The organism is Sporosarcina sp. ACRSL (assembly GCF_022346605.1).
Lineage (GTDB): Bacteria > Bacillota > Bacilli > Bacillales_A > Planococcaceae > Sporosarcina.
This window is the reverse complement of record NZ_JAKRNT010000006.1, coordinates 37,534-63,335: the sequence shown is the minus strand read 5'-3', so window position 1 is coordinate 63,335 and position 25,802 is coordinate 37,534. Positions and strand designations below refer to the sequence as shown.

The window sequence follows — 25,802 nt, the reverse complement described above, 5'->3', positions numbered from 1 at the left end:
GTGTGTTAAAAGAAAACTTGCAACACTAATTATTGCGAGTTTGATAGTAATGTCTTTAGTATTTTGGTATGTGCAAAAGGAGCCATATAGTACAGAGCGGGTTTTAAGCTCATTGTTTGATAATTATGATGTGAATAGCACTCAAATGGATGGTATTGATTCAATTATATGGATAGATGTATTCAATAAAAATGATATCTGAAGTTGAAATGTATTTAAAATCCAAATTGTCTAAAGATGATTTAGAACACTATGAAATTGAAGTAATCTCTCAGTGGTCGAGGTGAGATCACTACACATTCAAAATGGAGAAGTATTAAACTAAAGGGTGCTTTACTTCAAGTAGGGTGTAAACTTTTACTTATTGAACGAACGCAACAGGTTAATTCAAGAAGAATCTGAAAGTCAGTATGATAAAAGGGGTTGTTTAGATGAGTAGTAATGACATTATTACCAAACGACTTATTATGAGAAAATTCTCTAATAGAGATATGAAGGAATACTATGAAATAGTTAAGAAAAATGAAGTGGGAGAATGGCTTGGAATAGGAAAAGGTATGTCTTTCGAAGAGGCAGAGGCATATCTAAATAAAATTATAGAACATTGGACTAAACATAATTTTGGTGTCTGGGCAGTAATAAATAAAACTAATGAAGAAATTATGGGGCATTGTGGTTTGAGGTACATTGATGACACAGAGGATATAGAAATTATTTATCTGCTTGACCCAAAGTTTTGGGGTAAAGGATATGCGACGGAAGCGGGGAATGAAGTGATTAAATATGCATTTAACTATATTAGGATTGATAAATTAATGGCACGAGTTAGAACTGATAATAGCAAGTCGAAGAAAGTAATTGATAAACTTGGATTTGAGTATATTGGCGATAGGGAATATGCTGGGCGTACATTATCATTTTATAAAATATAGTCTGTTTCGTATTTATCATTACAATAATCTTTTCTTGTCCAACTAAAGGGTGCTTTACTTAAAGATCGTTAACCTGCTTTAACGGCTCTTTTTTCTTGTTCAACTAACGGAGCAGTTTAGTTGAAGAGGGAGTATTAAGGTTAATAAAGAATAAAACTAGGCAGGAGGGTGATTAAAATGAGAAGGGAGAAATAAGAAAATGAATATTAATAAAGAAATCAAATTAGAGGAGAAACTGGAAGAAGACATTACAGGCGTAACTTGTATTTACATTCCCGTTAAAGACGTTTACGAGTCCATTAAATGGTATCAAAAAAATTTAGGTTGTGAACCTACAAACCATAATCCTGTTAAGCCGGGGATGCAAGTATCGATCTTAAGATTTCCTGATAATAAAGGGAATTTCTCTGGACCAGGTCTAAGGCAAACGGTGCCAGCTATATTCCTTGTGACAGCAAAGGGAGGAGCCGAGATTTTAGGTTTTACGGTTGGCAGCAGCGATCGACACCCTATAGCTTGTTTTATTACTCCTCGTATCCAAGAAATGTACAATCGTTTTAAGGAAAACGGAGTAAACATCGTATCCGTAATTCCAGAAAATAGGTCTTTGGGATCTAACTTTAAATTTTGCGATCCAGATGGGAATATGTTAGAAATCTGGGAGCCTTAAAAACATTAATTAGAAAAACCTGGGGCCTATTTCAAACGTAGGCTCCTATTTTCAAAGGCGGCTTTTATCCAACAATTCTTACAGGATTAACTTTAATATTAAGTATTTTAGTAATTAAAAAACTGGGAATCAATAACACTTTGTGAAACATTGTACTTAAACTAACGGGTGCTTTAATTTAATAAGGATAGTAGAATATTTCGCCAAAAAGCGCTCAGATTTCTGAGCGCTTTACTTATTTTTATTTAGTATTTCACTGTTGAAATAGATGCTGATTAACCTGTTATTTACGTTGTTAATTGCACTTTTTTCCCCATCAACCGAACCCGTTACTTTCCTTCATCTGCCTGTATTAATTATCCTTCATTTCTCGCAAATGCTCCGGCGTTCATTCCTGCAATCCGCCCTGTAACGAGAGCGGATGTAATATTATAACCGCCTGTGTAACCATGGATATCCAATATTTCTCCACAGAAATAAAGCCCATCCTTTTTTCGCGATGCCATCGTTTTCGGCTCGATTTCTTTCGTTGAAACACCGCCGCCCGTGACGAATGCCTTTTCAATCGGCTGTGTACCGTTCACGGTCATTGGAAAACCTTTCAGTAAGCCTGCAAGCTTTCGGATCTTTTCATTGGAAAGACCGGCTCCAATATCGCCTTCGTCAATTCCGGCTCTTTCAAATAAAAACAGCAGCCATCGTTCCGGTGCAATTCCTTTTAAGCTATTCTTTACCGCTTTCTTTGGATCCTCTTTTAACTTCGCGTGAATCATTTGGAAAGCTTTTTCTTCATTCATTGAAGGGAGGGAATCAATCCGCATGTCAACGGGCTTCCCACTGTTTTTCATTCGCTCCTTCACGACAAATTGGCTGCATCGCAATATCGCGGGTCCGCTCAATCCAAAGTGGGTGAACAGCATGTCCATCTGATGGGTAATAAGGGTCTTTCCTTTCGCATTTAATACAGAAACAGCAACATCCCGCAATGCGAGTCCTTGCAGCTCCTTAGATTGGATAAATGGTTCATCGGATAATAACGGAACTTCTGTCGGATACAGCTGGGTCACCGTATGACCTGCCTTCTCTGCCCATGGATAGCCGTCTCCTGTACTACCTGTTTGAGGAACTGCCTTTCCGCCAACAGCAACAACAACCGCATTGGAACGGATTTCTTCGCCATCTTCCAGCCGCACTCCTAAAATTCGTTCGTCATCCATCAATAATTTTTTCACGCGGGTCGACAATCTAACTTCCACGTGCAATCGTTCCATTTCGGAAAGCAGCGCATTGACGACGTCTTTCGCTTTATTTGACACGGGGAACATCCTGCCGTGATCTTCCTCCTTCAACGGCACGCCGAGCCCTTCGAAAAATGCGATAATATCCTCATTGTTGAAGACAGAAAATGGTCCGTATAAAAATCTTCCGTTCCCTGGGATGTTCTTCACAATTTCTTCAAGCGGCAATCGGTTCGTCACATTACACCGGCCGCCACCCGATATTGATAATTTATTTCCAAGCTTTTTTCCTTTGTCCAGAAGGAGAACTTTACCTCCATGTTCTGCTGCTGCGATTGAGGCCATCAGTCCAGAGGGACCCCCACCGATGATTATGACGTCATACATATATGGAACCACACTTTCAGTTTTTCTCCATTATACAATGAAGTGCCTGAAAAACATTCGATGTGCTCGTTAATCATTGTGAAAAGTAACATCTGCGGGTAAACTGATAAGTAGCTTTGTTGAGCAGTTTTAAAGATTGGAAGGATCAAACATGTCATCTAACCTTGTGAAAGGCACCGCTATTTTAACGATCGGCCTCTTTTTATCGAAGGCGCTCGGTCTTTTATATGTCATTCCCTTTTATGCGATTGTCGGTGAAGAGAATATCGGGTTGTATCAATATGCTTATATTCCATATAATTTAGCCTTGGCAGTCGCGATTTCTGGAGCACCACTTGCTATTTCAAAATTCGTTTCAAAATATAATGCAGTTGGGGATTATGCGACAGGTAGGAAGTTGATGAAATCTGGGATGCTTGTCATGGCAGTATCCGGCTTACTCTCATTCCTAGTTCTCTTTTTCTTGGCTGAACCGATTGCTCATCTTGTCATAGCTGATAATGAAGAGGAATTTACAATTGCAGAGGTTACATCAGTAATCCGTTGGGTAAGTTATGCATTGCTTGTTGTCCCACTCATGAGTATTGTTCGTGGATATCTTCAAGGTAATCAGAAATTTGAACCGACTTCTGTATCTCAGCTTGTTGAACAAATTGTTAGAATTATTGTAGTTTTACTAGGGGCATATCTTGTAGTAAATGTTTTGGATTTATCGCCACGTACTGCTGTGAACTTCGCTGTATTTGCCGCTTTCATAGGTGCGTTGGCAGGTCTTGTTGTTTTATATAAGTATTGGTTAAAATACAAACCAGAGTTCAACCAACTATATGAGAGCAGCCCCCCAGCAAGTAATATTAGTTTTATTGATATGTATAAAGAAGTGATAGGTTATACAATCCCCTTCGTTCTTGTCGGTGTAATTAATCCTTTATATCAATTTGTAGATATGATTACATTTAACAACGCGATGAAATCAATCGGTGTATCAAATTCAAGTATGTATTTTACAATGCTTAACTTTTTAACTCATAAGTTGGTAATGATTCCTGTAATGGTTGCAACTGGTTTTTCAATGGCTTTAATTCCTGTCATTACAAGTTACTATACGAAGAAGGATCAGAAAGGGATAACACGATCACTCGATCAAACATTTCAAATTATGCTCTACTTAACCATTCCGATAGTGCTTGGATTGATTGTACTCTCGGATGAATTCTATACATTCTTTTATAGTGAAAATCCGATTGGTGCAGATGTGTTGGCGACATATGCTCCGGTTGCGATCCTGTTCGGATTATACTCCGTGACAGCCGCTATCCTTCAGGGTATCGATAGACATAAATGGATTATATTCACATCACTTACAGGATTATTATTTAAAATGATTTTGAACATCCCTCTCATTAAACTCTTTGAAGTGAATGGGGCAATAGCTGCTACGGCAATCGGATATGGGGTTGCTGTTGGAATCAATATATATGTCATCTCAAGAGTTCTTCATTATCGTTCGAGAATGGTATTTAGGCGTTTGATCCTCATAGGGATTTTCAATGTGATAATGCTTATTGCCGTTTACGCTACTTTAAAAGGTCTTCTTGCCATAAGTCCTGTCGAAGGCAAGATGCAGGCGTTGCTTTATGTCTTAATCTGTGCGTTTGTCGGAGCGGTGGTCTACGGTATACTGTCGTTAAAATCCGGGCTTGCACAAAAGTTGTTCGGCGACCGATTGACGAAGATTACGAAGAAGCTTGGAATTGGAGGTTGAACAATGCGGCTCGATAAATTATTGGCGAATATGGGTTACGGCTCCCGTAAAGAAGTACGGCAGTTGTTAAAAAAGGGAGCTGTTCAGGTGAATGCCAAACCGGTGAAGGATGCAGCGCTTCACGTCAATCCCGAAAAGGATGAAGTGACCATTCTTGGTGAACCGGTCGTTTACAAGGAATTCATTTACTTAATGTTGAATAAGCCTCAAGGCGTCATCTCTGCAACGGAAGATAATCGCGATCGAACTGTTATAGATCTGTTGGATGCAGAGGACCGTCATTTCGAACCGTTTCCAGTCGGCAGGCTCGATAAGGATACGGAAGGGTTTTTATTAATTACAAATGACGGCAAACTGGCGCATGAATTGTTATCGCCGAAAAAGGAAGTCCCGAAAACGTATTACGCCCATATCGAGGGCAGGGTAGACGAAACGGATGTCGAAAAGTTTGCGGAAGGTGTCACATTGGACGATGGCTATTTCACGAAACCGGGACAGCTCCGCATCTTGCAATCAGGTGAGACATCGGAAATCGAGTTGACGATTACCGAAGGGAAGTTCCATCAAGTGAAGCGGATGTTTGAGGCGGTCGGAAAGCGGGTCGTCTATTTAAAACGGCTTTCAATGGGGCCGTTGCAATTGGACACGATATTGCGCTTGGGAGAATACCGGGAGTTGACGGAAGAAGAAGTCGCTATGCTCCGCAATGAAAAAGGCTGAACCGTATAATGCGGTTCAGCCTTTTCGTATGCTAGATTGAAGTGTATTTACGAGGGCAATTTAACTTTTTTCTTAGTTGTCGTCCATTTTCCACGGGCTGGGCTTGTGATGAGCTCGTTGTATTCGAGGACATTTAAGTCCCGTTGCGCTGTGCGGTTTGTGATGCCGAATTCTTCAACAACATTTTCCGTTGTGACAATACCCCTGTCAAGGATATATAAGTATACGTCCTTGATGCGGGTAAGCATACGATCAGTAGCTGGATTCAACTTTGGAACCACTCCTTCATCTTCATTTTCCAAAAACGATGGGCATGAGACTATTGAATGTACCGTACGTTAGTTGAAATAGCCCCCGACAATGCACTCCTTTCATCAGAACGTTGCGTCAGATGCAATGTTCTGACAATATAAGTATAACTCATTTTTGTTAATAATACATGTATTTTTTGTAAATCTTTATTTGAATCGTTTAGCTCTTTATTTTCTAAGCGGAACATGTGAAAATAGGATATTAAGAAAGAGGGTGCTTGGATTGGTGAATTGGAAAGAAAAAGTGTTGGAACGGGAAGAACAATTACTTGATGATCTTAAGCAATTGATTTCAATTCCTTCCGTTCTGGATGAAAGTTTGGCGACAGGGGAAGCGCCATTTGGTCCGGAGCCGAAGCGCGCGCTTGATTGGCTTTTGGAAGAAGGAAGGAAAGCCGGATTTTCGGTGAAAAACATCGATAATATGGCTGGCCATATCGAGATGGGGGAAGGGGACGAATTGCTCGGTATTCTTTGCCATGTCGATGTTGTCCCTGCAGGCGGCAATTGGACATACGGCCCGTTTGACGGAACTGTCAAGGATGGGAAGTTGTTTGGACGTGGTGCGATTGACGATAAAGGGCCGACGATCGCTGCTTGGCATGCGATGAAATTGGTGAAGGAAGCAGGTATTCCTTTGAATAAACGGGTCCGCCTCATTATCGGGACCGATGAAGAAAGCGGTTTCCGTTGCGTTCGACGCTATTTTGAAAAGGAAGAAATGCCGACGATCGGGTTTGCACCTGATGCTGATTTCCCGATTATTAACGCGGAAAAAGGGATTGCATCATTGGTCTTTACCCAAAATATGCGAATCCAGGACGGACAACTATTGGCTTTCGAATCCGGAAGCAGGACGAATATGGTGCCTGATCAGGCTCGTGCTGTGATCGGTATAGGGATTTCAAAAATCAAGGACCAATTTGCAAGTTTCTTGGATACACATGACTATGGCGGTTCGATTGTTGGAGACGAAAACGGGACAACAGTGCTCATCAATGGCAAGTCAGCACACGCAATGGAGCCTAACAATGGCGTCAATGCGGCTTATGTGTTGGCAACTTTCTTGAATCGCATCTTCGAAGATGGGCAGTCCAAAGACTTCACACAATTCATCATAGATGCTTTCGGAAACGAGACGCGGGGAAGCTACTTAGGCTTAGCCTTCAATGACCACATATCAGGCGATACAACATTGAATGCCGGCATCGTCTCCTTCACTCCGGAACAAGGCGGCCAAGTGCATGTAAGCATGCGGTATTCCGTCACCTATCCATTTGAGGAGAAGATTGCAACTTGCAACGATCGCCTTAAAGATACAGCTTTCACTATGGAAGTGAAATCGAATTCGAAGCCCCATCATGTCGATGCAAATGACCCGTTCATTAAAACGTTGCAGGAGATTTACACGTCCTATACGGGTGAAGAGGCGGAGTTATTGGCAATTGGTGGTGGCACGTACGCACGGGTACTTCAGAAAGGAGTCGCTTTCGGAATGCTCTTCCCAGGAAGGGACGATGTCGCTCACCAAGCGGATGAATATGTATATATAGAGGACTTATTGAAAGCGACAGCTATTTACACGGAAGCGATCAGTCGGCTTGCAACCAATAAAGAGGAAGGGGAACATGAATGACGATTTATTTTATTGATGGCCAATTTACAAGCAAGGATAGCTTGAATATATCCATAGATGACAGAGGATACTACTTCGGCGATGGGGTTTATGAAGTCGTAAAAGTATATGATGGTGAACTGTTTACTGCCGAGGAGCACTTCTCGCGCCTTTTCCAAAGCGCTTCGAAAATCAAAATGACGATCCCTTATTCTGAACAGCAGCTGATCGACATCGCGAAAGAATTAGTCAAGGTGAACGAAGTAGAAACTGGCCATATTTATATGCAAGTGACACGTGGAGCATCTCCGCGGGTCCATCAGTTCCCGGAGCTTTCGGTAGCTCCCGTCGTGACCGCTTATGCGATTCATAATCCAAGGCCGTTAACCAATATTGAAGGTGGCGTCTCAGTGAAATCGGTCGAAGACGTCCGTTGGTTGCGGTGCGATATTAAAAGCTTGAACTTGCTTGCCAATGTCCTTGCAAAACAAGAGGCATACGATGCAGGTTGTGTAGAAGCGATTTTTGTCCGTGATGGACTCGTCACGGAAGGATCATCGTCCAATGCATTCGGAGTCAAAGACGGAGTTGTCATTACACATCCGGCAACAAATCTCATTTTGAACGGAATTACACGCCAAGTTGTATTGAAGCTATGTAATGAATTAGGCATTCCAGTCGAAGAGAGGGCATTTACCCCTGATGAAATGAATGCGATGGATGAATTTTTCATTACATCGACGACTGCTGAAATCACTCCTGTCGTATTGATCGATGAGAAACCGGTAGGCTCGGGTGCACCAGGACAAATAACAAGAAAATTGCAAGAAGCATTCGCACGGCAGATTCCGCTGTCCGTAGCGGGGGAATGAGGAACATCGCTTACTGATCGGAGTGGATGAAATTGGCGCAACTCGTCAAACTGCTTGATTACGTATCACGCTACGAAAATGATTTAACACGTTATCCAACACAATATATCCGTTTGAAAAATTCCCAGTGGAGGCGGATGAAAACACAGTGGGAACATGGAGCCGACCTTTCCGATTGGCGACAAATTCCCGAAGAGCCTGAAGAGCGGACCGAGGAGGGAAAATGGTACTCTCCTCTTTTCCGTATTTTTGGCAACCGGAAAGAGCAAACGGATGAAATAGAGTCAATTGAGACAGATGAAAAGGACCAGGAAGAAATAGATGTGTTTGATTTTAATCCGAATATCATTTATCATCCTGAAAACGAAGAACAGCTCCGTAAGCTCTATTTGGACCAGTTGTTCCATTTCCAATTGAAATGGGCCAGTTCGACAATGATGGAAAAGTCCAATCTGGATGCAGGATTTATGAGGGATTCGTTGCTAAGGAGCTTTACACAACAGCTCCCTGATAGCTATCTTTTGTTCTATTATCCAATTCTGAAGGTGAAAAAAGCGCCTGTCGAACTTGATATCCTTCTCATCACACCGATCGAGTGCTTATGCATAACTGTGTTGGAAGGTGAGAACGCAGCGGCTTTCATCGGCGACGGTGATCGGTTTTGGACAAAGAAATTTGGAGACCAGGAATCTAAAATATTGAATCCGCTTATCGGGCTGAACAGGATGGAAAAAATAGTTTCTGGAATTCTTGCGGCTAAGGGAATTGACTTCCCTGTAAAGAAATTGGTTATCTCAAGGAACGGCTATATCGATTATCCCGGGATGCCGTTCGATACGGAAATTATCGATCGAAAAACATATACTGAGTGGTTCACGTCCTTGCGGAATTCGACAGCGCCGATGAAGTTCAATCAATTCAAAGCCGCACAATCGATTTTGGATATGGGACAAACTACTGCAGTAAGCAGACTTTTTGAAGAACAAGTGGATCAGGGACAACCTGATAATAATGAATAGAAAAGAGTGTAATTGATTATGCGGCTTCGCAACAAACCGTGGGCAAAAGATTTCATGGCAGAACATCCTGACGTGTTAATCCACGAAGAAGAAGGTACAACAATTGATTGGAAAGCCGTTTTCGGCAATGAAAATCCTGTACACGTGGAAGTCGGGACAGGCAAAGGGCAATTTATCATCGGAATGGCGCTCGCCAATCCTACTATTAACTATATCGGAATCGAGCATTTCGATAATGTCATCGTCTCTGCTTTAGAAAAAGTCATCGAGGCCGAAAAGCCTGCCAATTTAAGACTATTGAGAGGAAATGGCGCAAACTTAGAGGGCTTATTCAAACCGGGCGAATTGGACAGGGTCTATTTGAACTTTTCCGATCCGTGGCCAAAATCTCGCCATGCAAAACGCCGATTGACCCATGAGTCGTTTTTGGCGCGTTATGAGACAGTGCTAAAGAAAGGCGGGGAAATCCACTTCAAAACCGACAATCGGAAGCTATTCGAGTATTCCCTCGTCTCTATGTCAGCGTACGGGATGATTCTTCAGGAAGTGTCACTCGATTTGCATGCGGAAATGCCAGAAGACAATATTATGACGGAGTATGAAGAAAAATTTTCTGCAAAGGGGCAGCCGATCTACAGACTTGAAGCAAAGTTCAATAACGAGTAAAACGGGAAGGGGTTGTTGTGTTTGGATACATACAATTTTCACGATATGAAGCTTGTTTGGCTCGATGGGGGAGTCAATTTTTTAGACGGAGGCTCGATGTTCGGAGTCGTTCCGAAAGCGTTATGGTCACGTAAATATGCCGTCGATGAAAACAATTTGATAGAACTTCGTACAGATCCGATTTACATTTCGTATGAGGGGAAACATATCCTTATTGATTCAGGGATCGGAAAAGGCAAACTTACGGATAAACAAAAGCGCAACCTCGGTGTCCGTTCTGAGACGAAAGTGGAGGAGAGCTTGAAAGAGCTTGGATTAACGCCTGCTGATATCGACATCGTACTTATGACGCATTTGCATAACGATCATGCTGCTGGATTGACAGGCTTCGCTGGTGATGAGCTCGTGCCGATTTTCCCGAATGCAGAAATTTACGTTTCACAAATCGAATGGGATGAAATGAGGAACCCGAATATTCGGTCGAGAAATACGTATTGGAAAGAAAATTGGGAGCCTGTCCAGCATCAAGTGAAAACATTCGAGGACCGACTTGAAGTCTTGCCAGGCATTGAGATGATCCATACGGGCGGCCATAGCGACGGTCATAGTATTATCAAACTTACCCAAAACGGCGAAACGATGCTTCACATGGGAGATATTATGCCGACACATGCCCATAGCAATCCGTTATGGGTGCTTGCCTATGATGATTATCCGATGACTTCGATTTATGCGAAGGAGAGGCTAATGAAAGAAGCTTTGCCAAACCGATACCGCTTCATCTTTTATCATGATGCCGTTTATCGTCTCGTCCAGTGGGATGAGACGGGCAAAGAAATTACTGAATCGGTCGAACGTACAAGATAAATTAGAAAAACAGCAGGTGAAGGAGCCATTATTCATGCTCCTCACCTGCTGCTTTATTTTTGGATCAACTCGACAACAGTGCCTGTTTGCGAGTTAGCCGCAAATTCAAATTGCTCCAGTTCGCCATTCCGGATTCTTGTGATGCCGCCCCTGTAAACTTCCATCGTCAGTACATTGTTTGTAAAAGGTTCAGGCTTCATGACGATCCATGATCCGTCAATCGGACCTTCTTTCTTGAAGGCATCCTTCACTTCATTCAAGACATGTTCCGCTGGAGTGTTCGGATTCATCTTTCCGATTGCCTGATTGACAACGAGTCCAGCAGCTACGCCTGTCAAAACTCCTGCTACGAAATCTTTCACTTTCATGTCTATGAAACCCCCTCGATTAATCTTCCCCAAGTGTACCATATTTCCATATGTAAACTGTAATCGAAAATAATTCGGAAAGCTAAATATTATGATGGAAAGTTTCAAATACGTACACTATACTAGAAGCAGTACATAATTGAATTGGGGGAAACTTTTCATGAATAACGAAACGTTGACGATGTTCAAAACATTGACCGAACTACCGGGTGCTCCAGGAAATGAGCATTTGGTCCGCAATTATATGCGTGAAGAATTGGGCAAGTATTCTGATGAAATCATCCAAGATAACCTAGGTGGTATATTTGGCGTACGCAAAGGCCCTGAAGATGGTCCGCGCATCATGGTTGCTGGCCATATGGATGAAGTCGGCTTCATGGTAACTGCCATCACTGATAACGGTATGCTACGTTTCCAGCCGCTAGGAGGCTGGTGGAGTCAAGTGTTGTTGGCACAGCGGGTCCAAATCATTACAGATGAAGGTCCTGTCATCGGAGTCATCGGATCTATTCCACCACATCTACTCAGTGACGAAGTCCGGAATAAACCGATGGACATTAAGAACATGCTTATTGATATCGGCGCGGATGATAAAGAGGATGCACAAAAAATCGGTATCCGTCCAGGCCAGCAAATTGTGCCGATTTGCCCATTCACTCCGATGGCAAATGAAAAGAAAATATTAGCAAAAGCTTGGGATAACCGATACGGTTGCGGATTGGCGATTGAGCTATTGAAAGAAGTTCACGGTGAAAAGCTTCCAAATAACCTCTATTCCGGCGCGAACGTCATGGAGGAAGTCGGTTTACGTGGGGCGCAGGCTGCTGCCAGAATGATCAATCCTGATCTATTCTTCGCTTTGGATGCAAGCCCGGCGAACGATGCTTCCGGCAATAAAAATGAATTTGGCCAGCTAGGTAAAGGAACACTGTTACGCATTTTCGACCGTTCGATGGTAACACACCGAGGCATGCGTGAATTCATCCTTGATACTGCCGAGTCAAACAACATTCCTTACCAATACTTCATCTCCATGGGCGGAACAGATGCTGGTCAAGTCCACGTTTCAAATGAAGGTGTGCCAAGTGCGGTAATTGGAATTTGTTCACGCTACATCCATACATCTGCTTCTATCATCCATACCGATGATTACGCAGCAGCGAAAGAACTTCTCGTTAAATTAGTGAAAGCCTGCGATAAAACGACAGTTGAAACAATAAAAAACAACGCCTGATTGAAGAAAGAAAATAGCATATTTGGCCATCCTTTACATTAATAAGGGTGGCTTTTTTTGACAGAAAGGAGACCGTCATGAATTTCATCATAGGTTCTACGAATCAAGCGAAAGTGAAAGCGGCCCGGACCGTTCTCGAAAGTCATTTTCCATCTTTCGAATTATCCGAAGTGAAAGTTCCTTCCGGAGTAAAGGATCAGCCAATTGGCGATGAGGAAACAAGAACGGGTGCATTGAACCGTGCAACGAATGCAGCAAATCAAGCAGTAGGTGCAATCGGCATCGGTCTTGAGGGAGGGGTTCGACTGCTTGGGGACGAAATGTTCGTTTGTAACTGGGGGGCACTCGTATTGCCATCCGGGAACTCATTCTCAGCGGCGGGCGCGCAAATTCCTTTGCCGAAAGAGATTGCTGTGGAATTGTTAAAAGGACGTGAATTGGGAGTTGTCGTGGATGACTACTTCCAAGCAAACGGTATCCGCAATAGCGAAGGTGCTATCGGAATGTTCACTGCACTTGCCGTCACGCGGGACAAGTTATTCGAACACATCATGCAGTTATTGATCGGTCAACTGAACTATTACAATGCTAACTAAATCGCGTTATTTGCATAAGCGTCCGATAATCTTTAAAATAGGTAGCGGTATTTGATTAAAATTGTACGATTGGAGGAAGCTGAATGTTCCGCTACTGGAAATTCTTATTCCTGGCAATGCTATCCGTCATTGTATTAGCTGCATGTGGCAAAACTTTAGAAGAGCAGGCGACGGAAGCAATCGCAGCGGCGAAAGAAGCTTTTCAACAGCATGATCAACATGTAAATGAGGAAGTTGATGGTGTTTCATTATATAAACCGGCTGGATTCACAATCGAAGATACATCCGATGCCCAAAACATCGTAATGAAAAAAGGTGATGAAACGTACCTCCTATTCATTAACCCAAATGAGGCGAAGGACAGCACGCTATTTTACGATCTTTTGAAAAATTCGAAGGACAAAGAGCGGTTTGAGGAAGTATTTACCGATAATAGCTACTTCGGTTTCGCATCGGTTACGCAAAAAGGTGAGGATCAAGTCGAGCTCATTGCGAGTGTTGGTGGTGTCAAAATCACGACAATGTCGAAGCAAAAAAATATTGTAGCGAATATGGGCAAAATGATGGAAATCGTCAGTTCCATTCAACAAGGCACATAATCCGACGGCTATGCGGTCACCCGGCGCAATTGCGGCGAGCGGCCGTTTATTTTTGAAGAAAGGGTGAAGGCTATGAATTCACAACAATTGGTGGAATTACTGAAAAAGCAGCTGCCATCCGAACATTTGCAATGGCGATTTGATCGGAAAACCGATAAAATCCGTTTGGAGCACTCCATTTTGAAAAAGGGAATGGATATTTCCTTGCCGGAAATCCTCGCAAAGTATGAAACAAAAAAAGATGCCGCCATCAATGAAGTCGTTTACACGATTCGTGAGACGTTCAAGGCAATGGAAAAAGAGCAGACGGAAGGATTCATGAGAGAAAATGCAATCTACCCAGTGATACGCTCCACTTCCTTCCCACAAACGTCCAAAGCGGGGGACCGGTTCATCGTCAAAGATCATACAGCGGAAACGAGAATTTTCTACGCGTTGGATTTAGGGACGACGTATCGTCTCATCGATGAATCGATGCTGGAAGCAATCGGCATGACAGAAGCGGAAATAATGGAATCAGCTCTGTTCAAGGTGCGGTCTTTGCCGACGAATATGAAAAAAGACGAAGTAGCAGGCAATCTGTTTTACTTCGTCAATAATAATGACGGTTATGATGCGAGCCGTATTTTAAATCAATCCTTCCTAAAAGAAATGGAAGGGAAAATTGAAGGACATATGACTGTATCAGTCCCTCATCAAGACGTCCTCATCATCGGTGATATCCGCAATGATACGGGCTATGATGTGCTTGCACAAATGACGATGCAATTTTTCACTGTCGGGGCGGTGCCCGTCACCTCCTTGTCATTCATTTATGAAGATGGTAAATTGGAACCGATTTTCATTATGGCGAAAAATCGGGTTGCTCGAAAGGAAGGGAAAAAGAAATGAATATTTTCTACAATCAAAATGGAGTCGGCGATGTGCTAATGGTGCAGTTGACGACTGAACGACCAGTAAATCGGGAAATTGAAAAAAAGAACGATATTGCGCTTATCAAGGATGAAGCAACAGGTGATGTCGTCGCATTCAACGTGTTTAATGCTTCCAAGTACGTAAAGGCGGAAAATGACGGTCAAGTCGAAACGACTGAAGAAATCGTTAGTCAGTTGCAAAAAGCGTTACAAACGAATGGTGTAGAGATTGAGCTCAATGTGGATTTCTCTCCCAAGTTCGTCGTAGGACTAGTTATAGGAAAAGAAAAGCATCCGAACGCGGATAAACTTAGCGTATGTAAAGTCGATGTCGGAAATGAAACCCTTCAAATTGTTTGCGGAGCGCCGAATGTTGAAGAAGGCCAAAAAGTCGTCGTTGCAAAAGTTGGAGCAGTTATGCCATCCGGAATGGTCATTCGAGATGCAGAGCTGCGGGGAGTGGCTTCCTCTGGAATGATTTGTTCAGCAAAAGAGCTAGGTCTTCCTAACGCTCCGGTTGAAAAAGGGATTTTGGTCCTTTCTGAAGACGAGACGACTGGTGATCCTTTTTCGATATGATACGAGCTTAGTTCCCACTCCTATAAGTGGGGATAAATTCTTTAACGTACTGTCCAAAGCAGTACGTTTTTCTTATTTTGCCCATGTCATTGATTTACTCGATGAAAACCTGCTAAAATAGAATGATCGACTTTGAAAAGAGTGATAGATTTGACTTGGATTAAAAAAATGATGAACCGTTTATTTGATACTGATAAAAATGAAGAATTCGAAGAAACTTTTAACGATATTGAGCAGGATGAATTTGAAGAACTTGAAGAGGAAGTCCGCAGCGAAAAACCTGCCTTCCGTTTTCCAATCATCACCGATGCCGAAATCTATGGATGGGAGCCGGATCCGGAAAATGAACGACGGAAAGCGGATAATTTAATAACAGAGTTGAAAGACGATGATTTTGTACCCGTGCCATTATTTAAAAATGAAAGATGGCCAGGCGGAAACGAAAAAACAACAATTCATCGGGCGACCGCCCCGTTGAAATATCAAACTGCACAAACCGAACAGAAAAGGAACGCATCTCTTTCACAGAAAAGGGATGAGAAGCCTACAGATGATAAAGAGGAAATCAAATCATCAATTATCATGAAACGGAGTAACCGACCGTTTACTCCGACTGAAGTTCCATCGCCTGTATACGGTTATTTGAGACCGAAACGGGCTGACGTTGTAACAAAAACGACTTCTGTGGAAAGTGCGATGGAAGAAGAAATTCACCGCATTGATTTGGAAGATCATGCACATACTTCGAATAAAGAACATTTGGCCGAACCTATGCATGAATTTCTTGAAAAGAGGGTCTCAGATACCATTGCTGCATCTGTTGCCGAAAAGGAAATAGGTAAAGGTGACACTTCGTATATGGACGAACACCTAGTCGAGAACGTCGGAATAGAAGTTGAAGAGGCAACTGGACTAGAACATTATCCTGAACAAACAGAGCAAGTGGCCGAAGAAGAAGTGGAGCTTGAACAAGTTTCGGAGCAAGCAGTTGAGGAAGAGTTCGAACATGAAGAAGTTAACCCAAACACAGAAGAAGAGTTCGGACATGAAGAAGTGAATCCGAACATAGAAGAGTTTGGACACGAAGAAGTGAATCCGAGCACAGAAGAAGAGTTCGGACATGAAGAAGTGAATCCGAACATAGAAGTGAATCCGAGCACAGAAGAAGAGTTTGGACATGAAGAAGTGAATCCGAACTCAGAAGAAGAGTTTGAGCATGTAGAAGTAGAACCGACGGCAGCGGAAGAAGAAGTTGAGCTTGAACGTGCATTGGAACCGGAAGTGGAAGAAGTTATTGAGCACGGGAAACTAGAACCGACAGCTAAAGAGGAGGTCGAGTCTGTACCGCAACCGAAAGAGTCCATCGTACCTTTCAATGTGTTAATGTTGAAAAATGACAAACTGAAGTACGAGAGACGAGAAAAAACGGTAAACAGTCCATCTTCTTTTCCAGGAACAGAACAAGTTGCTGAAAAGGAGACTACCGTACAGACGGAACCGAAAGCAGACATCGCTCAGACTGTCGAAACTGCCGAAGAGCAGGAACAACCTGCGTTCTATGGATTCCCTTCGAAAGGCTTCCTAATACAGCCTGAAGAGCATATAGAAGATACGGATTGGCTTCAGTCCCAGTCACAAAAGCTGGAAGAAGCACTTTCTTATTTTGCTGTACAGGCAAATGTAATAGAAGCGGTGCAAGGGCCCACTGTCACTCGATTCGAATTGACGGTAGGGCACGGTACAAAAGTGAGTAAGGTCCGTAATTTGACGGATGATCTGAAATTGGCACTTGCAGCTGAAGATATTCGAATTCAGGCACCAATACCTGGAACGAGCTCCATCGGTATTGAAATTCCGAACAGGAAGCCAAGAGCCGTTCGGATTTCGGAAGTAATTGAAACAAAACGCTTCCAAGAATCTGAATCCCCACTCGAAGCAGTGCTAGGACTAAGCTTAACTGGTGAGCCGGTAACGTTGGATTTAAGAAAGATGCCACATGGAATGATTGCCGGCGCTACGGGTTCAGGGAAATCCGTATGTATTAATTCAATCTTGATCAGTTTATTGTATAAAGCAACACCTGCAGATTTGAAGATGTTGCTCATCGATCCAAAAATGGTGGAGCTTGCGCCGTTCAATGGCATCCCACATTTGCTAAGCCCAGTCATTACTGACGTAAAGGCTGCGACTGCTGCATTGAAGTGGGCGGTCGGCGAGATGGAACGCCGTTATGAATTATTTGCGCATGTTGGTGCGAGAAATATTGAGCGTTATAATGAAATGGCAGAAAAAGATCGGAAATTTTCTTTGAAACTTCCTTATTTGCTCATCGTCATTGACGAGCTGGCGGACTTGATGATGATGGCGCCAGCAGATGTTGAAGTATCAATCAGCCGGATCACACAAAAAGCAAGAGCATGTGGAATTCATTTGATCATTGCTACACAACGTCCATCCGTCGATGTCATTACAGGGACTATAAAGGCAAATGTCCCAACTCGTATCGCATTTTCCGTATCCTCACAAATCGACTCCCGGACAATTATCGATACACCGGGTGCTGAAAGGTTGCTTGGAAAAGGTGATATGCTGTATCTCGGAAACGGCCAATCTTCAGCAACACGGTTGCAAGGTACATTTGTCACGGATGCCGAAATTGAACGTATAATAGAACACGTTCAGAACGAAGCTGAGCCGGATTATTTATTCGGTCAAGAGGATTTGTTGGCGAATACGATGGAAGAGGAAGAGTCCGACCCTTTATTTGCCGATGCATGCCAGTTCATTATTGAACAAGGCAGTGCCTCTACATCCTTATTGCAACGAAACTTTAGCATCGGATATAATCGTGCGGCGAAATTGATGGATCGCATGGAAAAACTAGGTTTCATTTCTGAGCAAAGAGGAAGCAAGGCACGGGAAGTGTACGTCACGGAAAGTGAACTTAACCATTTCCTGAATGGCCATGAAAAGCATGTTGATATGTAATGATGTAAATGATGATTGATTCGTATATATATTGGAAATAGAAGGTAAGTACAAAAAATGAATGGATATTTGGTAAGCAGGTGATTGCTTAGCTAAAGATCCAGAAATGGGAACAGTTTTGATCACGGGAGGTTTCATTATGACATTGTACCATTTTACAGGAATCAAAGGATCGGGGATGAGTTCCCTTGCACAGATCCTTCACGATTCATCCTATGCAGTGCAAGGTTCGGATGTGGAGAAATATTTTTTTCCGGAAGACCCGTTGCATGAAAGAAATATAACGATCCTTCCTTTCGATGAAAATAATATTAAACCTGGAATGACTGTCATCGCAGGAAATGCTTTTCCTGACAGTCATCCTGAAATTGTAAGAGCTCATGAATTGGGCGTTGAAGTGATACGCTATCATATTTTTCTTGGCAACTACATGAAAAACTTTGTTTCTGTCGGAATTACAGGAACCCACGGTAAAACATCGACAACGGGGTTGCTAGCTCATGTCCTTGCTGGAAATGCCCCAACGTCTTATCTGATCGGAGACGGAACGGGGAAAGGTGTGGAGGATAGCGAGTATTTCGTTTTCGAAGCATGCGAATACAAACGCCATTTCCTTGCCTATGAGCCTGATTACGCCATCATGACGAATATCGATTTTGATCATCCCGATTATTTTAAGGATTTGGATGATGTGATGGATGCATTCGGGCAAATGGCATTACGCGTGAAGAAAGCAATTATTGCTTGCGGCGATGATCTTCATTTACAGCAAATTAAAGCGAATGTCCCTGTCGTTTACTACGGATTTGACGAAGGGAATGATTTCGCCGCTAAGAATATTGTAAAATCGGAAAAAGGTGCAACATTTGATGTATATGTCCGAAATGAGTTTTTCCATACGTTTACAATCGCGTTGACAGGTGATCACGGGATTTTAAATGCCCTAGGCGTTATTGCATTATGCCATTACGAAGGGATTCCAGTTTCGGGTATTGAAGAGAGATTGGCTACCTTCAATGGCGTCAAGAGACGCTTCACCGTGACTGAATTATATGGCAAGACGATTGTTGATGATTATGCGCACCATCCGACGGAAATCAAAGCGACTTTGCAATCGGCGAGGCAAAAGTATCCTAACAAAGAGATTATCGCGATTTTCCAGCCACATACCTTTACGCGGACGGCTGCATTATTAGAGCAGTTTGCAAATAGTTTATCAGACGCCGACCACGTCTATTTATGTGACATTTTTGGCTCTGCGAGGGAGAAGTCAGGCAATCTATCGATTCAAGATCTTATCGATAAAATCCCGGGAGCACAACATCTCGAACTAAACAATATCGATGCCCTCGATAAGCACGGCAATGCGATTTACTTATTCATGGGTGCCGGTGATATTCAAAAGTATTTGAATGTCTTCTCCGAACATACGAAAAAAGAAGAAACAGCTTGATTCCACTTTGGATCAGCTGTTTTTTTTCTTATGCTACAATATCCAGAAATAATTTATTTCGGAAAAAATGAAGGATATTTGAAAAAGATGTCGAAAAAGGTTAAAGTAGGTGGTGTTTATTTACTTGATTTAAAGGGTAGAAATTATCTATGGAAGTATTGTGGGAGGAGGATTGCTATGGAAGTGTTATTGTATATTGCTGCTATCGTCGCCGCAATTGCATTTTTGATTTTATGTATTAGCCTTGCAATGACATTAGGCTCAATGAAAAAGACATTACGAAGCGTTTCCGAAACATTGGATGGCTTGACGGGTCAGTTGGAAGGGATTACGTCAGAAACGACTGAACTTCTTCATAAGACAAATGCTCTTGCCGAGGATATTCAACAGAAATCCGAAAAATTGAACACTGTCGTCGATGCAGTGAAAGGGGTGGGCGACTCAGTCACCGATCTGAACAATTCAGTTCGCCGGGTCACCAATTCAATCACAGTTGAAGCCGAGAAGAACAGTGATAAAATAGCCCAAGTTGTTCAATGGAGCAACGTAGCATTTGGCATTATCGGTAAAGTGAAAGATATGAAAACAGAAAGATCTTCAGGATGGACTGCCTACAAAGCGGATCCAGCGCAAAAGCGACTGCCGAGTCCGGATGGACGTTAATGGCAATGCTTTACTAAACAAACAGGAGGAATTCACATGACTGAATATCAAAAACCGAATTATAACGATTCGAAATACAATCACCAATATTACGGAAATCAAGAATATAAAAATACATTCGGTGAACCATCTCAACTGCCAGTCAACTACCCGTACCGTTCCAATACGGATAGTTTCTACGAGGATGACAATTCAGGCGCAGGCAGTTTCCTCTTGGGCGCTCTCGTAGGAGGCGTAATCGGCGCAGCGGCAGCATTGTTCCTTGCACCAAAGACGGGAAGGGAAATGCGCGATGATTTTTCAGAGCAAGCTGTTCAATTGAAAAATAAAGGAATCGAATTGAGCGCTGTTGCAAAGGATAAAGCAACAGGAATCACGTCAGCCGCAAAGGAAAAGACAGACGGCATTACGAAAACGATACAAGAGCAATCCGGCCAAATTGTCGATAAAGTGAAATCACTAGCAAATAAAACATCAGTCCCGATGGATGATGGAACAGTTTCTTCTGAAGGCGAAGAAGCAATCGATTATGTCGAATCAACAATTGATAACAATCAATCAGCTGTGGACAACCAATCGACAGGCAACAGCGACGTCTCCTATGACAATAGTGAGAACATCGGAGAAGATAAAAATGTAAATCAAAATCATATTTCGGTTGAAACAGAAAAATAATAACGAAAGCCAGGCACCCTTGTCTTGAGGGTTCCTGGCTTTTCATTTGCATCAATTAAGGTTTGAATTTTATTTCCAGTGCATCGCCGCTAAATACGGGATCATTAAATCCGATCGGTTCTCCGTTTCGCAAGAGCTCATATGAACTAGCGGCTGTTTTCGGCAAAGAATAATCGATGAAAAGGAAAACATCACTGAATAAAAATGGCCGTTGAACGGATTCCGGAATCGTAAGCTTGTCTCCACTGTGGACGATTGTGGAATGATCGACTTGTTTGCCATTCAATAAGACGGGAGACAAACTGCTCGTCATCGTTACAGACTGTCCGTTGAACGTTACAGTTGCTGTCGTTAGCTTTACATCGTCCAATGCCGCAATAATCTCCCCAACAGTAGGAGGCTGCTGTATCTCAAATCGGATTTCATCTCCGTCTTTCAGTAGTTGTTCCGGAGATATGGGCGTACGGCCGTTCAATAATTGGGGCGTCCATTGTTCCAACAGGATTGTTTTGTTGTTGACGATTATTTCGAAAGGCATTGTAGTTTTGATTCCGAGTTCCGCCAGAATATCCTTCAATTTCGTTGAATGAAAATAATATATCTCATCCCGGTCGTGTACGATTGTATCGAGCTCGGCTTGTTTACCGTTTCGTTCAATTCGTGGTGTAATGGTATGCTTTGTTCCATCGATTGTAATGTTGATTGGAGACATTTCACCGATTAGATCGCGAATCGTCGCGGACGCATCCTTTCCGTTCGAGCCCGGAACTAAGGAGATGTCATCTCCGTTCACAATGAAGTCTTTCGTACTTGCAATCTTGCCGTTCAACAATATTTCGGAAGAACGACCATGTTCCCCCGGTATCGTCATCAGTTTGCCGTTTAACATAATCGACATTCCTAGCCCCGGTTTGCCGTACAATTGGCGCGCTTTAATATTTGCAGCAAGTAATGCATCCCCGACTGTCATCTCTTTTAGCTCAAACAGACGGATTGTTTTTTCATTGACTGTAACCGACATATAATGGATCGGTGCTCGTCTCGCCGCAATCGCTATGCCTATTGGCGTGACGAGTGCAGGGGAGGAACTGATGTTATCCGATAAAGTGACGTCTGATAACGCATCAAGTCCTCGAATCCCGATTCTATTTTCTGGCAAGTCCAATCGAATGCTCAATTCTTTCGTCAAATGAGGTGTCAAGCTACCTCCGCCGACAACCATGACGGCTTGAGGGGATTTGTTGTTGTTCAATCTTTTTATTTCTTCAGCAATACTTGAAGCCAGTTTCTCGATGGATGGTTTGATTGCTGTAATGACTTCCGTAGAAGGCACTTGCTGTTCGAATCCAAGAATATCTGAGATTGTAATTGTTTCTTCGTTCGCAAGAGAACGTTTTGCTAGTTCGGCAACAGGAAAATCGAGTAAATAATGATTGCTTAATGCCTCTGTAATTTCGTCTCCTGCAATGGGAACCATTCCGTAAGAGACGACTGTATTATTATTTGTAATCGCAATGTCCGAAGTACCTGCACCGATATCGACGAGAGCGACATTCAACCTTCGCATGGATGGAGGGATGAGGACATTGATTGCTGCAATTGGTTCTAGCGTCAAAGCTTCCATTTCGAGATCTGCCCGTTTCAACGATGCTAACAGCGACTCGACGACGACGCGAGGTAGAAATGTTGCAATTACTTCTGCCGTCGCAGACCTGCCTGCCTGGTCAATCAAACTACCAATCTCATCTCCATCCAGTTGATAATGAAGGACGGAATAGCCAACGCAGTAATAATAATCATCTGTAGTCGATACTGAAGATAATAATTTCTGCTGGGCTTGCTGAACCGCAGCCAATTCGAGTCGATTAATATCCTCCGAAGTGAACAGCGATTTCCCTGCAATATCAATCGTCATAGATCCTTCCATTGTTTTTAGTGCACGGCCTGCTGCAGCAACACTGACACGTTTCAAAGTTCCGTGTCGCTCTTCCAATATGGATTTAATTTCACAAATGACAGAGGCCACGCTTACAATATTATGTATTTGTCCATCGATCATTGAACGTTCCTTATGTTCAATTGTGACAAGATCGTTAACATGATAAATGCCGTCCTTTTCGGTTAAAATAATGCCGACGACGGAACGCGTTCCAATATCGAGTGCAAAGAGTTTGTTTGACAGAATAATACACTCCTTATCGTCAAATACTGAGAAAATTAAACAATTTGTAAAAAGACGTGACTTTTCAAATACTTTTCATTATACTTGGACTATTATATAAAAATGTAACACAGATTTCCCAGTTCGAAAAGGGAATGATGTGTGCGGGGAGGAGACATAATGATGAGACAAAACAATTTAGATCAGCTTAGAGGGCAAGTAGATGAGTTAAATACCAAAATCTTGGACTTGATCAACGAGCGTACAGCAGTTGTCCAAGAAATTGGAAAAGTGAAGGAAAAGCAGGGTGTCAACAGATATGATCCAATCCGCGAGAGGGAAATGCTCAACGCGTTAGTTCAATCGAATAAAGGACCCATTCCGAACGGTATTTTAGAACAGATTTTCAAAGGCATCTTCATGTCAGCATTGGAAATCCAAGAGGATGAGCAACGCAATGCATTGCTTGTTTCCCGTGAACGCAAGCCGGAAGATACGATTGTTGATGTGAATGGCCAAAAAATCGGGAATGGAGATCAGACTTTCATTTTCGGACCATGTGCCGTTGAATCATACGAACAAGTTCTTGCAGTTGCCCAATCGATTAAAGCGAAAGGCTTGACGATGATAAGAGGAGGAGCTTACAAACCGCGTACTTCTCCTTATGACTTCCAAGGGCTTGGTCTTGAAGGACTGAAAATTTTAAAACGTGTATCTGATGAAACAGGATTATCCATCGTGACTGAAATCATTACGCCGTCCCACTTGGAAGAAGCGCTTGATTATATCGATGTTATCCAAATCGGGGCACGCAATATGCAAAACTTTGAATTGCTGAAGGAAGCAGGCATGGTAAATAAACCAGTCCTTCTGAAACGTGGATTGGCAGCGACGATTGATGAATTCATCAATGCTGCGGAATATATCATGTCTAAAGGGAATAGCCAGATTATGCTTTGTGAGCGTGGAATCCGCACATATGAACGTGCGACTCGCAACACATTGGATATTTCGGCGGTTCCAATTTTAAAACAGGAAACACACTTACCGGTATTCGTAGACGTCACGCACTCGACAGGCAGAAAAGACTTGTTGCTTCCGACTGCAAAAGCGGCAATTGCTGTAGGAGCAGATGGTGTCATGGCGGAAGTACATCCTGATCCGGCTGTTGCTTTATCAGATTCGGCGCAACAAATGGATATTAAACAGTTCGATGAGTTCTATGCGGAAATCCAAAGATTCATGAATACACATCAAACTGTCTAACTTAATCCAGCCCGGCCGGGCCGGATTAAGTTAGACGCCTCCGGCGGATGTCACGGATTTTTAGGGGAGTTTATCGAGCAAGCTCGATAAAAATCCGGACGCAATTACGCCAAGGCGTAATTGATTGGTCGTCACATCTGAATTATTCTTTACAAGCGCCGGACCTTACAAGGTTCCGGTGTTTTGTTTATAATGAAAGTAAGTGAAAGCAGACAGATGGGAAGGAGATTCATCAATGGCAGTAACTATTTATGATGTGGCAAGGGAAGCAAATGTTTCCATGGCCACGGTTTCCCGTGTAGTGAACGGAAATCAGAATGTAAAACCAGCAACACGTAAGAAGGTTCTCGAATGCATCGAGCGTCTCGGCTATCGTCCGAATGCTGTGGCGAGAGGGCTTGCAAGTAAAAAAACGACAACAGTTGGTGTCATCGTTCCGGACATTTCAAAAAGTTATTATGCGGAACTTTCCCGTGGAATTGCAGATGTAGCGACGATGTACGAATACAATATTATCCTATCCAATTCTGATAAGCGTCCGACAAGAGAAGTCGAACTGCTTGAAGATCATCTTGGGAAGCAAGTTGATGGACTCATTTTCATGAGCGATTCTCTGTCGGAGGAGATCAAATCAGCAATGGCGACCGCGAATGTACCCATCGTTTTGGCAGGTACATTAGGATCGGAAACGGACTTGCCTACTGTCAATATTGACCACGAGGAAGCTGCCTATGTAGCAGTGAAGAAATTGATTGAAAATGGACACGAACGTATCGCTCACATTAGCGGTCCGATGTCTCGGGACATCAATCGGCTATGCAAAAAGGTCGGATATGAGAAGGCACTACAGGAAGCAGGTCTTCCTATTGTAGAGGAGTATTTCATCGAAACGGATAATACGTATGATGACGCTTATGAAAAGTGGAACAGCAGCATACGTGATCTAAAAGAGAAACCAACTGCTATTTTTGCAGGCAACGATGAAATTGCAGTAGCTGTCTTAAATGGGATAAGGGATGACGGCTATTCAGTTCCTGATGATTTCGAATTGATCTGCTTCCAGCATACGTTGCTGTCGCGTGCAGTAAGGCCGCAATTGACTGCAATCATCGTCCCGCTATATGAATTGGGCGCGGTTTCCATGCGGTTGTTGACAAAGTTAATGAACGGCGAAGAAGTAGAAGAAACGAATGTAGTCCTTCCTTACCGAAAGGAAGAACGCCAGTCGACGAAATAAAAAAGCT

Annotated in this window: 24 protein-coding genes; 20 read left to right on the top strand and 4 right to left on the bottom strand. The window is 42.8% G+C overall.

Annotation, left to right across the window (positions count from 1 at the left end):
* Positions 1-431: 431 nt before the first annotated feature.
* Positions 432-932: a GNAT family N-acetyltransferase gene (locus MHZ92_RS09975; RefSeq protein ID WP_239431544.1), complete on the top strand. Its 501-nt coding sequence runs from the start codon at positions 432-434 to the stop codon at positions 930-932.
* Between the two features lie 199 nt (positions 933-1,131).
* Positions 1,132-1,602, top strand: coding sequence for a VOC family protein (locus MHZ92_RS09970; RefSeq protein WP_239431543.1), 471 nt, complete (start codon positions 1,132-1,134; stop codon positions 1,600-1,602).
* Positions 1,603-1,958: 356 nt separating this feature from the next.
* Here MHZ92_RS09970 and MHZ92_RS09965 read toward each other — a convergent pair whose 3' ends face one another.
* Positions 1,959-3,227 carry an NAD(P)/FAD-dependent oxidoreductase gene (locus MHZ92_RS09965; RefSeq protein ID WP_239431542.1) on the bottom strand — a complete coding sequence of 423 codons (1,269 nt, stop codon included), beginning with the start codon at positions 3,225-3,227 and terminating at the stop codon, positions 1,959-1,961.
* Between the two features lie 151 nt (positions 3,228-3,378).
* Here MHZ92_RS09965 and MHZ92_RS09960 point away from each other — a divergent pair, with 151 nt between their 5' ends.
* Positions 3,379-4,992, top strand: coding sequence for a putative polysaccharide biosynthesis protein (locus MHZ92_RS09960; RefSeq protein WP_239431541.1), 1,614 nt, complete (start codon positions 3,379-3,381; stop codon positions 4,990-4,992).
* A 3-nt stretch (positions 4,993-4,995) separates the two neighbouring features.
* Positions 4,996-5,712 carry a pseudouridine synthase gene (locus MHZ92_RS09955; RefSeq protein ID WP_239431540.1) on the top strand — a complete coding sequence of 239 codons (717 nt, stop codon included), beginning with the start codon at positions 4,996-4,998 and terminating at the stop codon, positions 5,710-5,712.
* Between the two features lie 47 nt (positions 5,713-5,759).
* Here MHZ92_RS09955 and MHZ92_RS09950 read toward each other — a convergent pair whose 3' ends face one another.
* The gene (locus MHZ92_RS09950; protein ID WP_239431539.1) at positions 5,760-5,981 is read right to left on the bottom strand and encodes a DeoR family transcriptional regulator; all 222 of its coding nucleotides are present in this window, start codon (positions 5,979-5,981) and stop codon (positions 5,760-5,762) included.
* A 268-nt stretch (positions 5,982-6,249) separates the two neighbouring features.
* On the opposite strand from MHZ92_RS09950, the gene pepV reads away from it, so the two are divergent.
* Genes pepV through MHZ92_RS09925 form a run of 5 tightly spaced genes read left to right on the top strand, consistent with a single transcriptional unit; the run spans position 6,250 to position 11,062 of the window.
* Positions 6,250-7,659: a dipeptidase PepV gene (gene pepV, locus MHZ92_RS09945; protein WP_239431754.1), complete on the top strand. Its 1,410-nt coding sequence runs from the start codon at positions 6,250-6,252 to the stop codon at positions 7,657-7,659.
* Positions 7,656-8,510, top strand: a complete 855-nt coding sequence (gene dat, locus MHZ92_RS09940; protein WP_239431538.1) for a D-amino-acid transaminase — start codon at positions 7,656-7,658, stop codon at positions 8,508-8,510. The genes pepV and dat overlap by 4 nt, the downstream gene beginning before the upstream one ends.
* A 32-nt stretch (positions 8,511-8,542) precedes the next feature.
* On the top strand, positions 8,543-9,529 hold the full coding sequence (locus MHZ92_RS09935; RefSeq protein ID WP_239431537.1) for a nuclease-related domain-containing protein: 987 nt from the start codon (positions 8,543-8,545) through the stop codon (positions 9,527-9,529).
* 18 nt (positions 9,530-9,547) lie between these two features.
* Positions 9,548-10,195 carry a tRNA (guanosine(46)-N7)-methyltransferase TrmB gene (trmB, locus tag MHZ92_RS09930; protein ID WP_239431536.1) on the top strand — a complete coding sequence of 216 codons (648 nt, stop codon included), beginning with the start codon at positions 9,548-9,550 and terminating at the stop codon, positions 10,193-10,195.
* A gap of 21 nt (positions 10,196-10,216) precedes the next feature.
* Entirely contained in the window at positions 10,217-11,062 is an 846-nt protein-coding gene (locus tag MHZ92_RS09925; RefSeq protein ID WP_239431535.1) for a YtnP family quorum-quenching lactonase, read from the top strand.
* 53 nt (positions 11,063-11,115) lie between these two features.
* On the opposite strand, the gene MHZ92_RS09920 is transcribed toward MHZ92_RS09925, so the two are convergent.
* The gene (locus MHZ92_RS09920; RefSeq protein WP_239431534.1) at positions 11,116-11,430 is read right to left on the bottom strand and encodes a hypothetical protein; all 315 of its coding nucleotides are present in this window, start codon (positions 11,428-11,430) and stop codon (positions 11,116-11,118) included.
* A gap of 160 nt (positions 11,431-11,590) precedes the next feature.
* Here MHZ92_RS09920 and MHZ92_RS09915 point away from each other — a divergent pair, with 160 nt between their 5' ends.
* The 9 genes from MHZ92_RS09915 (at position 11,591) to MHZ92_RS09875 (ending at position 21,131) form a co-directional block, all read left to right on the top strand.
* Complete coding sequence (locus MHZ92_RS09915; protein WP_239431533.1) at positions 11,591-12,664, top strand: M42 family metallopeptidase; 1,074 nt, start codon at positions 11,591-11,593, stop codon at positions 12,662-12,664.
* A 77-nt stretch (positions 12,665-12,741) separates the two neighbouring features.
* Complete coding sequence (locus tag MHZ92_RS09910; RefSeq protein ID WP_239431532.1) at positions 12,742-13,260, top strand: DUF84 family protein; 519 nt, start codon at positions 12,742-12,744, stop codon at positions 13,258-13,260.
* A gap of 83 nt (positions 13,261-13,343) precedes the next feature.
* The gene (locus MHZ92_RS09905; RefSeq protein WP_239431531.1) at positions 13,344-13,859 is read left to right on the top strand and encodes a hypothetical protein; all 516 of its coding nucleotides are present in this window, start codon (positions 13,344-13,346) and stop codon (positions 13,857-13,859) included.
* Between the two features lie 72 nt (positions 13,860-13,931).
* Positions 13,932-14,750 carry a DUF1444 domain-containing protein gene (locus MHZ92_RS09900; RefSeq protein ID WP_239431530.1) on the top strand — a complete coding sequence of 273 codons (819 nt, stop codon included), beginning with the start codon at positions 13,932-13,934 and terminating at the stop codon, positions 14,748-14,750.
* On the top strand, positions 14,747-15,352 hold the full coding sequence (ytpR, locus tag MHZ92_RS09895; RefSeq protein WP_239431529.1) for a YtpR family tRNA-binding protein: 606 nt from the start codon (positions 14,747-14,749) through the stop codon (positions 15,350-15,352). The genes MHZ92_RS09900 and ytpR overlap by 4 nt, the downstream gene beginning before the upstream one ends.
* A gap of 150 nt (positions 15,353-15,502) precedes the next feature.
* A complete protein-coding gene (locus MHZ92_RS09890; RefSeq protein ID WP_239431528.1) occupies positions 15,503-18,340 on the top strand; it encodes a DNA translocase FtsK in 2,838 nt (945 codons plus the stop codon).
* A 139-nt stretch (positions 18,341-18,479) separates the two neighbouring features.
* A complete protein-coding gene (gene murC, locus MHZ92_RS09885) occupies positions 18,480-19,793 on the top strand; it encodes a UDP-N-acetylmuramate--L-alanine ligase (protein ID WP_239431527.1) in 1,314 nt (437 codons plus the stop codon).
* A 177-nt stretch (positions 19,794-19,970) separates the two neighbouring features.
* Positions 19,971-20,456, top strand: coding sequence for a DUF948 domain-containing protein (locus MHZ92_RS09880; RefSeq protein WP_239431526.1), 486 nt, complete (start codon positions 19,971-19,973; stop codon positions 20,454-20,456).
* A 36-nt stretch (positions 20,457-20,492) separates the two neighbouring features.
* The gene (locus MHZ92_RS09875; RefSeq protein WP_239431525.1) at positions 20,493-21,131 is read left to right on the top strand and encodes a YtxH domain-containing protein; all 639 of its coding nucleotides are present in this window, start codon (positions 20,493-20,495) and stop codon (positions 21,129-21,131) included.
* Positions 21,132-21,186: 55 nt separating this feature from the next.
* Here the strand turns inward: MHZ92_RS09875 and MHZ92_RS09870 are convergent, their stop codons facing one another.
* On the bottom strand, positions 21,187-23,313 hold the full coding sequence (locus MHZ92_RS09870; protein ID WP_239431753.1) for a cell division protein FtsA: 2,127 nt from the start codon (positions 23,311-23,313) through the stop codon (positions 21,187-21,189).
* A gap of 162 nt (positions 23,314-23,475) precedes the next feature.
* Here MHZ92_RS09870 and MHZ92_RS09865 point away from each other — a divergent pair, with 162 nt between their 5' ends.
* A complete protein-coding gene (locus MHZ92_RS09865; RefSeq protein WP_239431524.1) occupies positions 23,476-24,558 on the top strand; it encodes a bifunctional 3-deoxy-7-phosphoheptulonate synthase/chorismate mutase in 1,083 nt (360 codons plus the stop codon).
* A 235-nt stretch (positions 24,559-24,793) separates the two neighbouring features.
* Complete coding sequence (gene ccpA / locus MHZ92_RS09860) at positions 24,794-25,795, top strand: catabolite control protein A (RefSeq protein ID WP_239431523.1); 1,002 nt, start codon at positions 24,794-24,796, stop codon at positions 25,793-25,795.
* Positions 25,796-25,802 lie beyond the last annotated feature (7 nt).

Excerpts from the sequence above, each read along its gene's own strand:
- MHZ92_RS09975 (WP_239431544.1), top strand. The coding sequence starts at position 432 with ATGAGTAGTAATGACATTATTACCAAACGACTTATTATGAGAAAATTC.
- MHZ92_RS09970 (WP_239431543.1), top strand. The coding sequence starts at position 1,132 with ATGAATATTAATAAAGAAATCAAATTAGAGGAGAAACTGGAAGAAGAC.
- MHZ92_RS09965 (WP_239431542.1), bottom strand. The coding sequence starts at position 3,227 with ATGTATGACGTCATAATCATCGGTGGGGGTCCCTCTGGACTGATGGCC.
- MHZ92_RS09960 (WP_239431541.1), top strand. The coding sequence starts at position 3,379 with ATGTCATCTAACCTTGTGAAAGGCACCGCTATTTTAACGATCGGCCTC.
- MHZ92_RS09955 (WP_239431540.1), top strand. The coding sequence starts at position 4,996 with ATGCGGCTCGATAAATTATTGGCGAATATGGGTTACGGCTCCCGTAAA.
- dat (WP_239431538.1), top strand. The coding sequence starts at position 7,656 with ATGACGATTTATTTTATTGATGGCCAATTTACAAGCAAGGATAGCTTG.
- trmB (WP_239431536.1), top strand. The coding sequence starts at position 9,548 with ATGCGGCTTCGCAACAAACCGTGGGCAAAAGATTTCATGGCAGAACAT.
- MHZ92_RS09920 (WP_239431534.1), bottom strand. The coding sequence starts at position 11,430 with ATGAAAGTGAAAGATTTCGTAGCAGGAGTTTTGACAGGCGTAGCTGCT.
- MHZ92_RS09915 (WP_239431533.1), top strand. The coding sequence starts at position 11,591 with ATGAATAACGAAACGTTGACGATGTTCAAAACATTGACCGAACTACCG.
- MHZ92_RS09910 (WP_239431532.1), top strand. The coding sequence starts at position 12,742 with ATGAATTTCATCATAGGTTCTACGAATCAAGCGAAAGTGAAAGCGGCC.
- MHZ92_RS09905 (WP_239431531.1), top strand. The coding sequence starts at position 13,344 with ATGTTCCGCTACTGGAAATTCTTATTCCTGGCAATGCTATCCGTCATT.
- MHZ92_RS09900 (WP_239431530.1), top strand. The coding sequence starts at position 13,932 with ATGAATTCACAACAATTGGTGGAATTACTGAAAAAGCAGCTGCCATCC.
- ytpR (WP_239431529.1), top strand. The coding sequence starts at position 14,747 with ATGAATATTTTCTACAATCAAAATGGAGTCGGCGATGTGCTAATGGTG.
- murC (WP_239431527.1), top strand. The coding sequence starts at position 18,480 with ATGACATTGTACCATTTTACAGGAATCAAAGGATCGGGGATGAGTTCC.
- MHZ92_RS09880 (WP_239431526.1), top strand. The coding sequence starts at position 19,971 with ATGGAAGTGTTATTGTATATTGCTGCTATCGTCGCCGCAATTGCATTT.
- MHZ92_RS09875 (WP_239431525.1), top strand. The coding sequence starts at position 20,493 with ATGACTGAATATCAAAAACCGAATTATAACGATTCGAAATACAATCAC.
- MHZ92_RS09865 (WP_239431524.1), top strand. The coding sequence starts at position 23,476 with ATGAGACAAAACAATTTAGATCAGCTTAGAGGGCAAGTAGATGAGTTA.
- ccpA (WP_239431523.1), top strand. The coding sequence starts at position 24,794 with ATGGCAGTAACTATTTATGATGTGGCAAGGGAAGCAAATGTTTCCATG.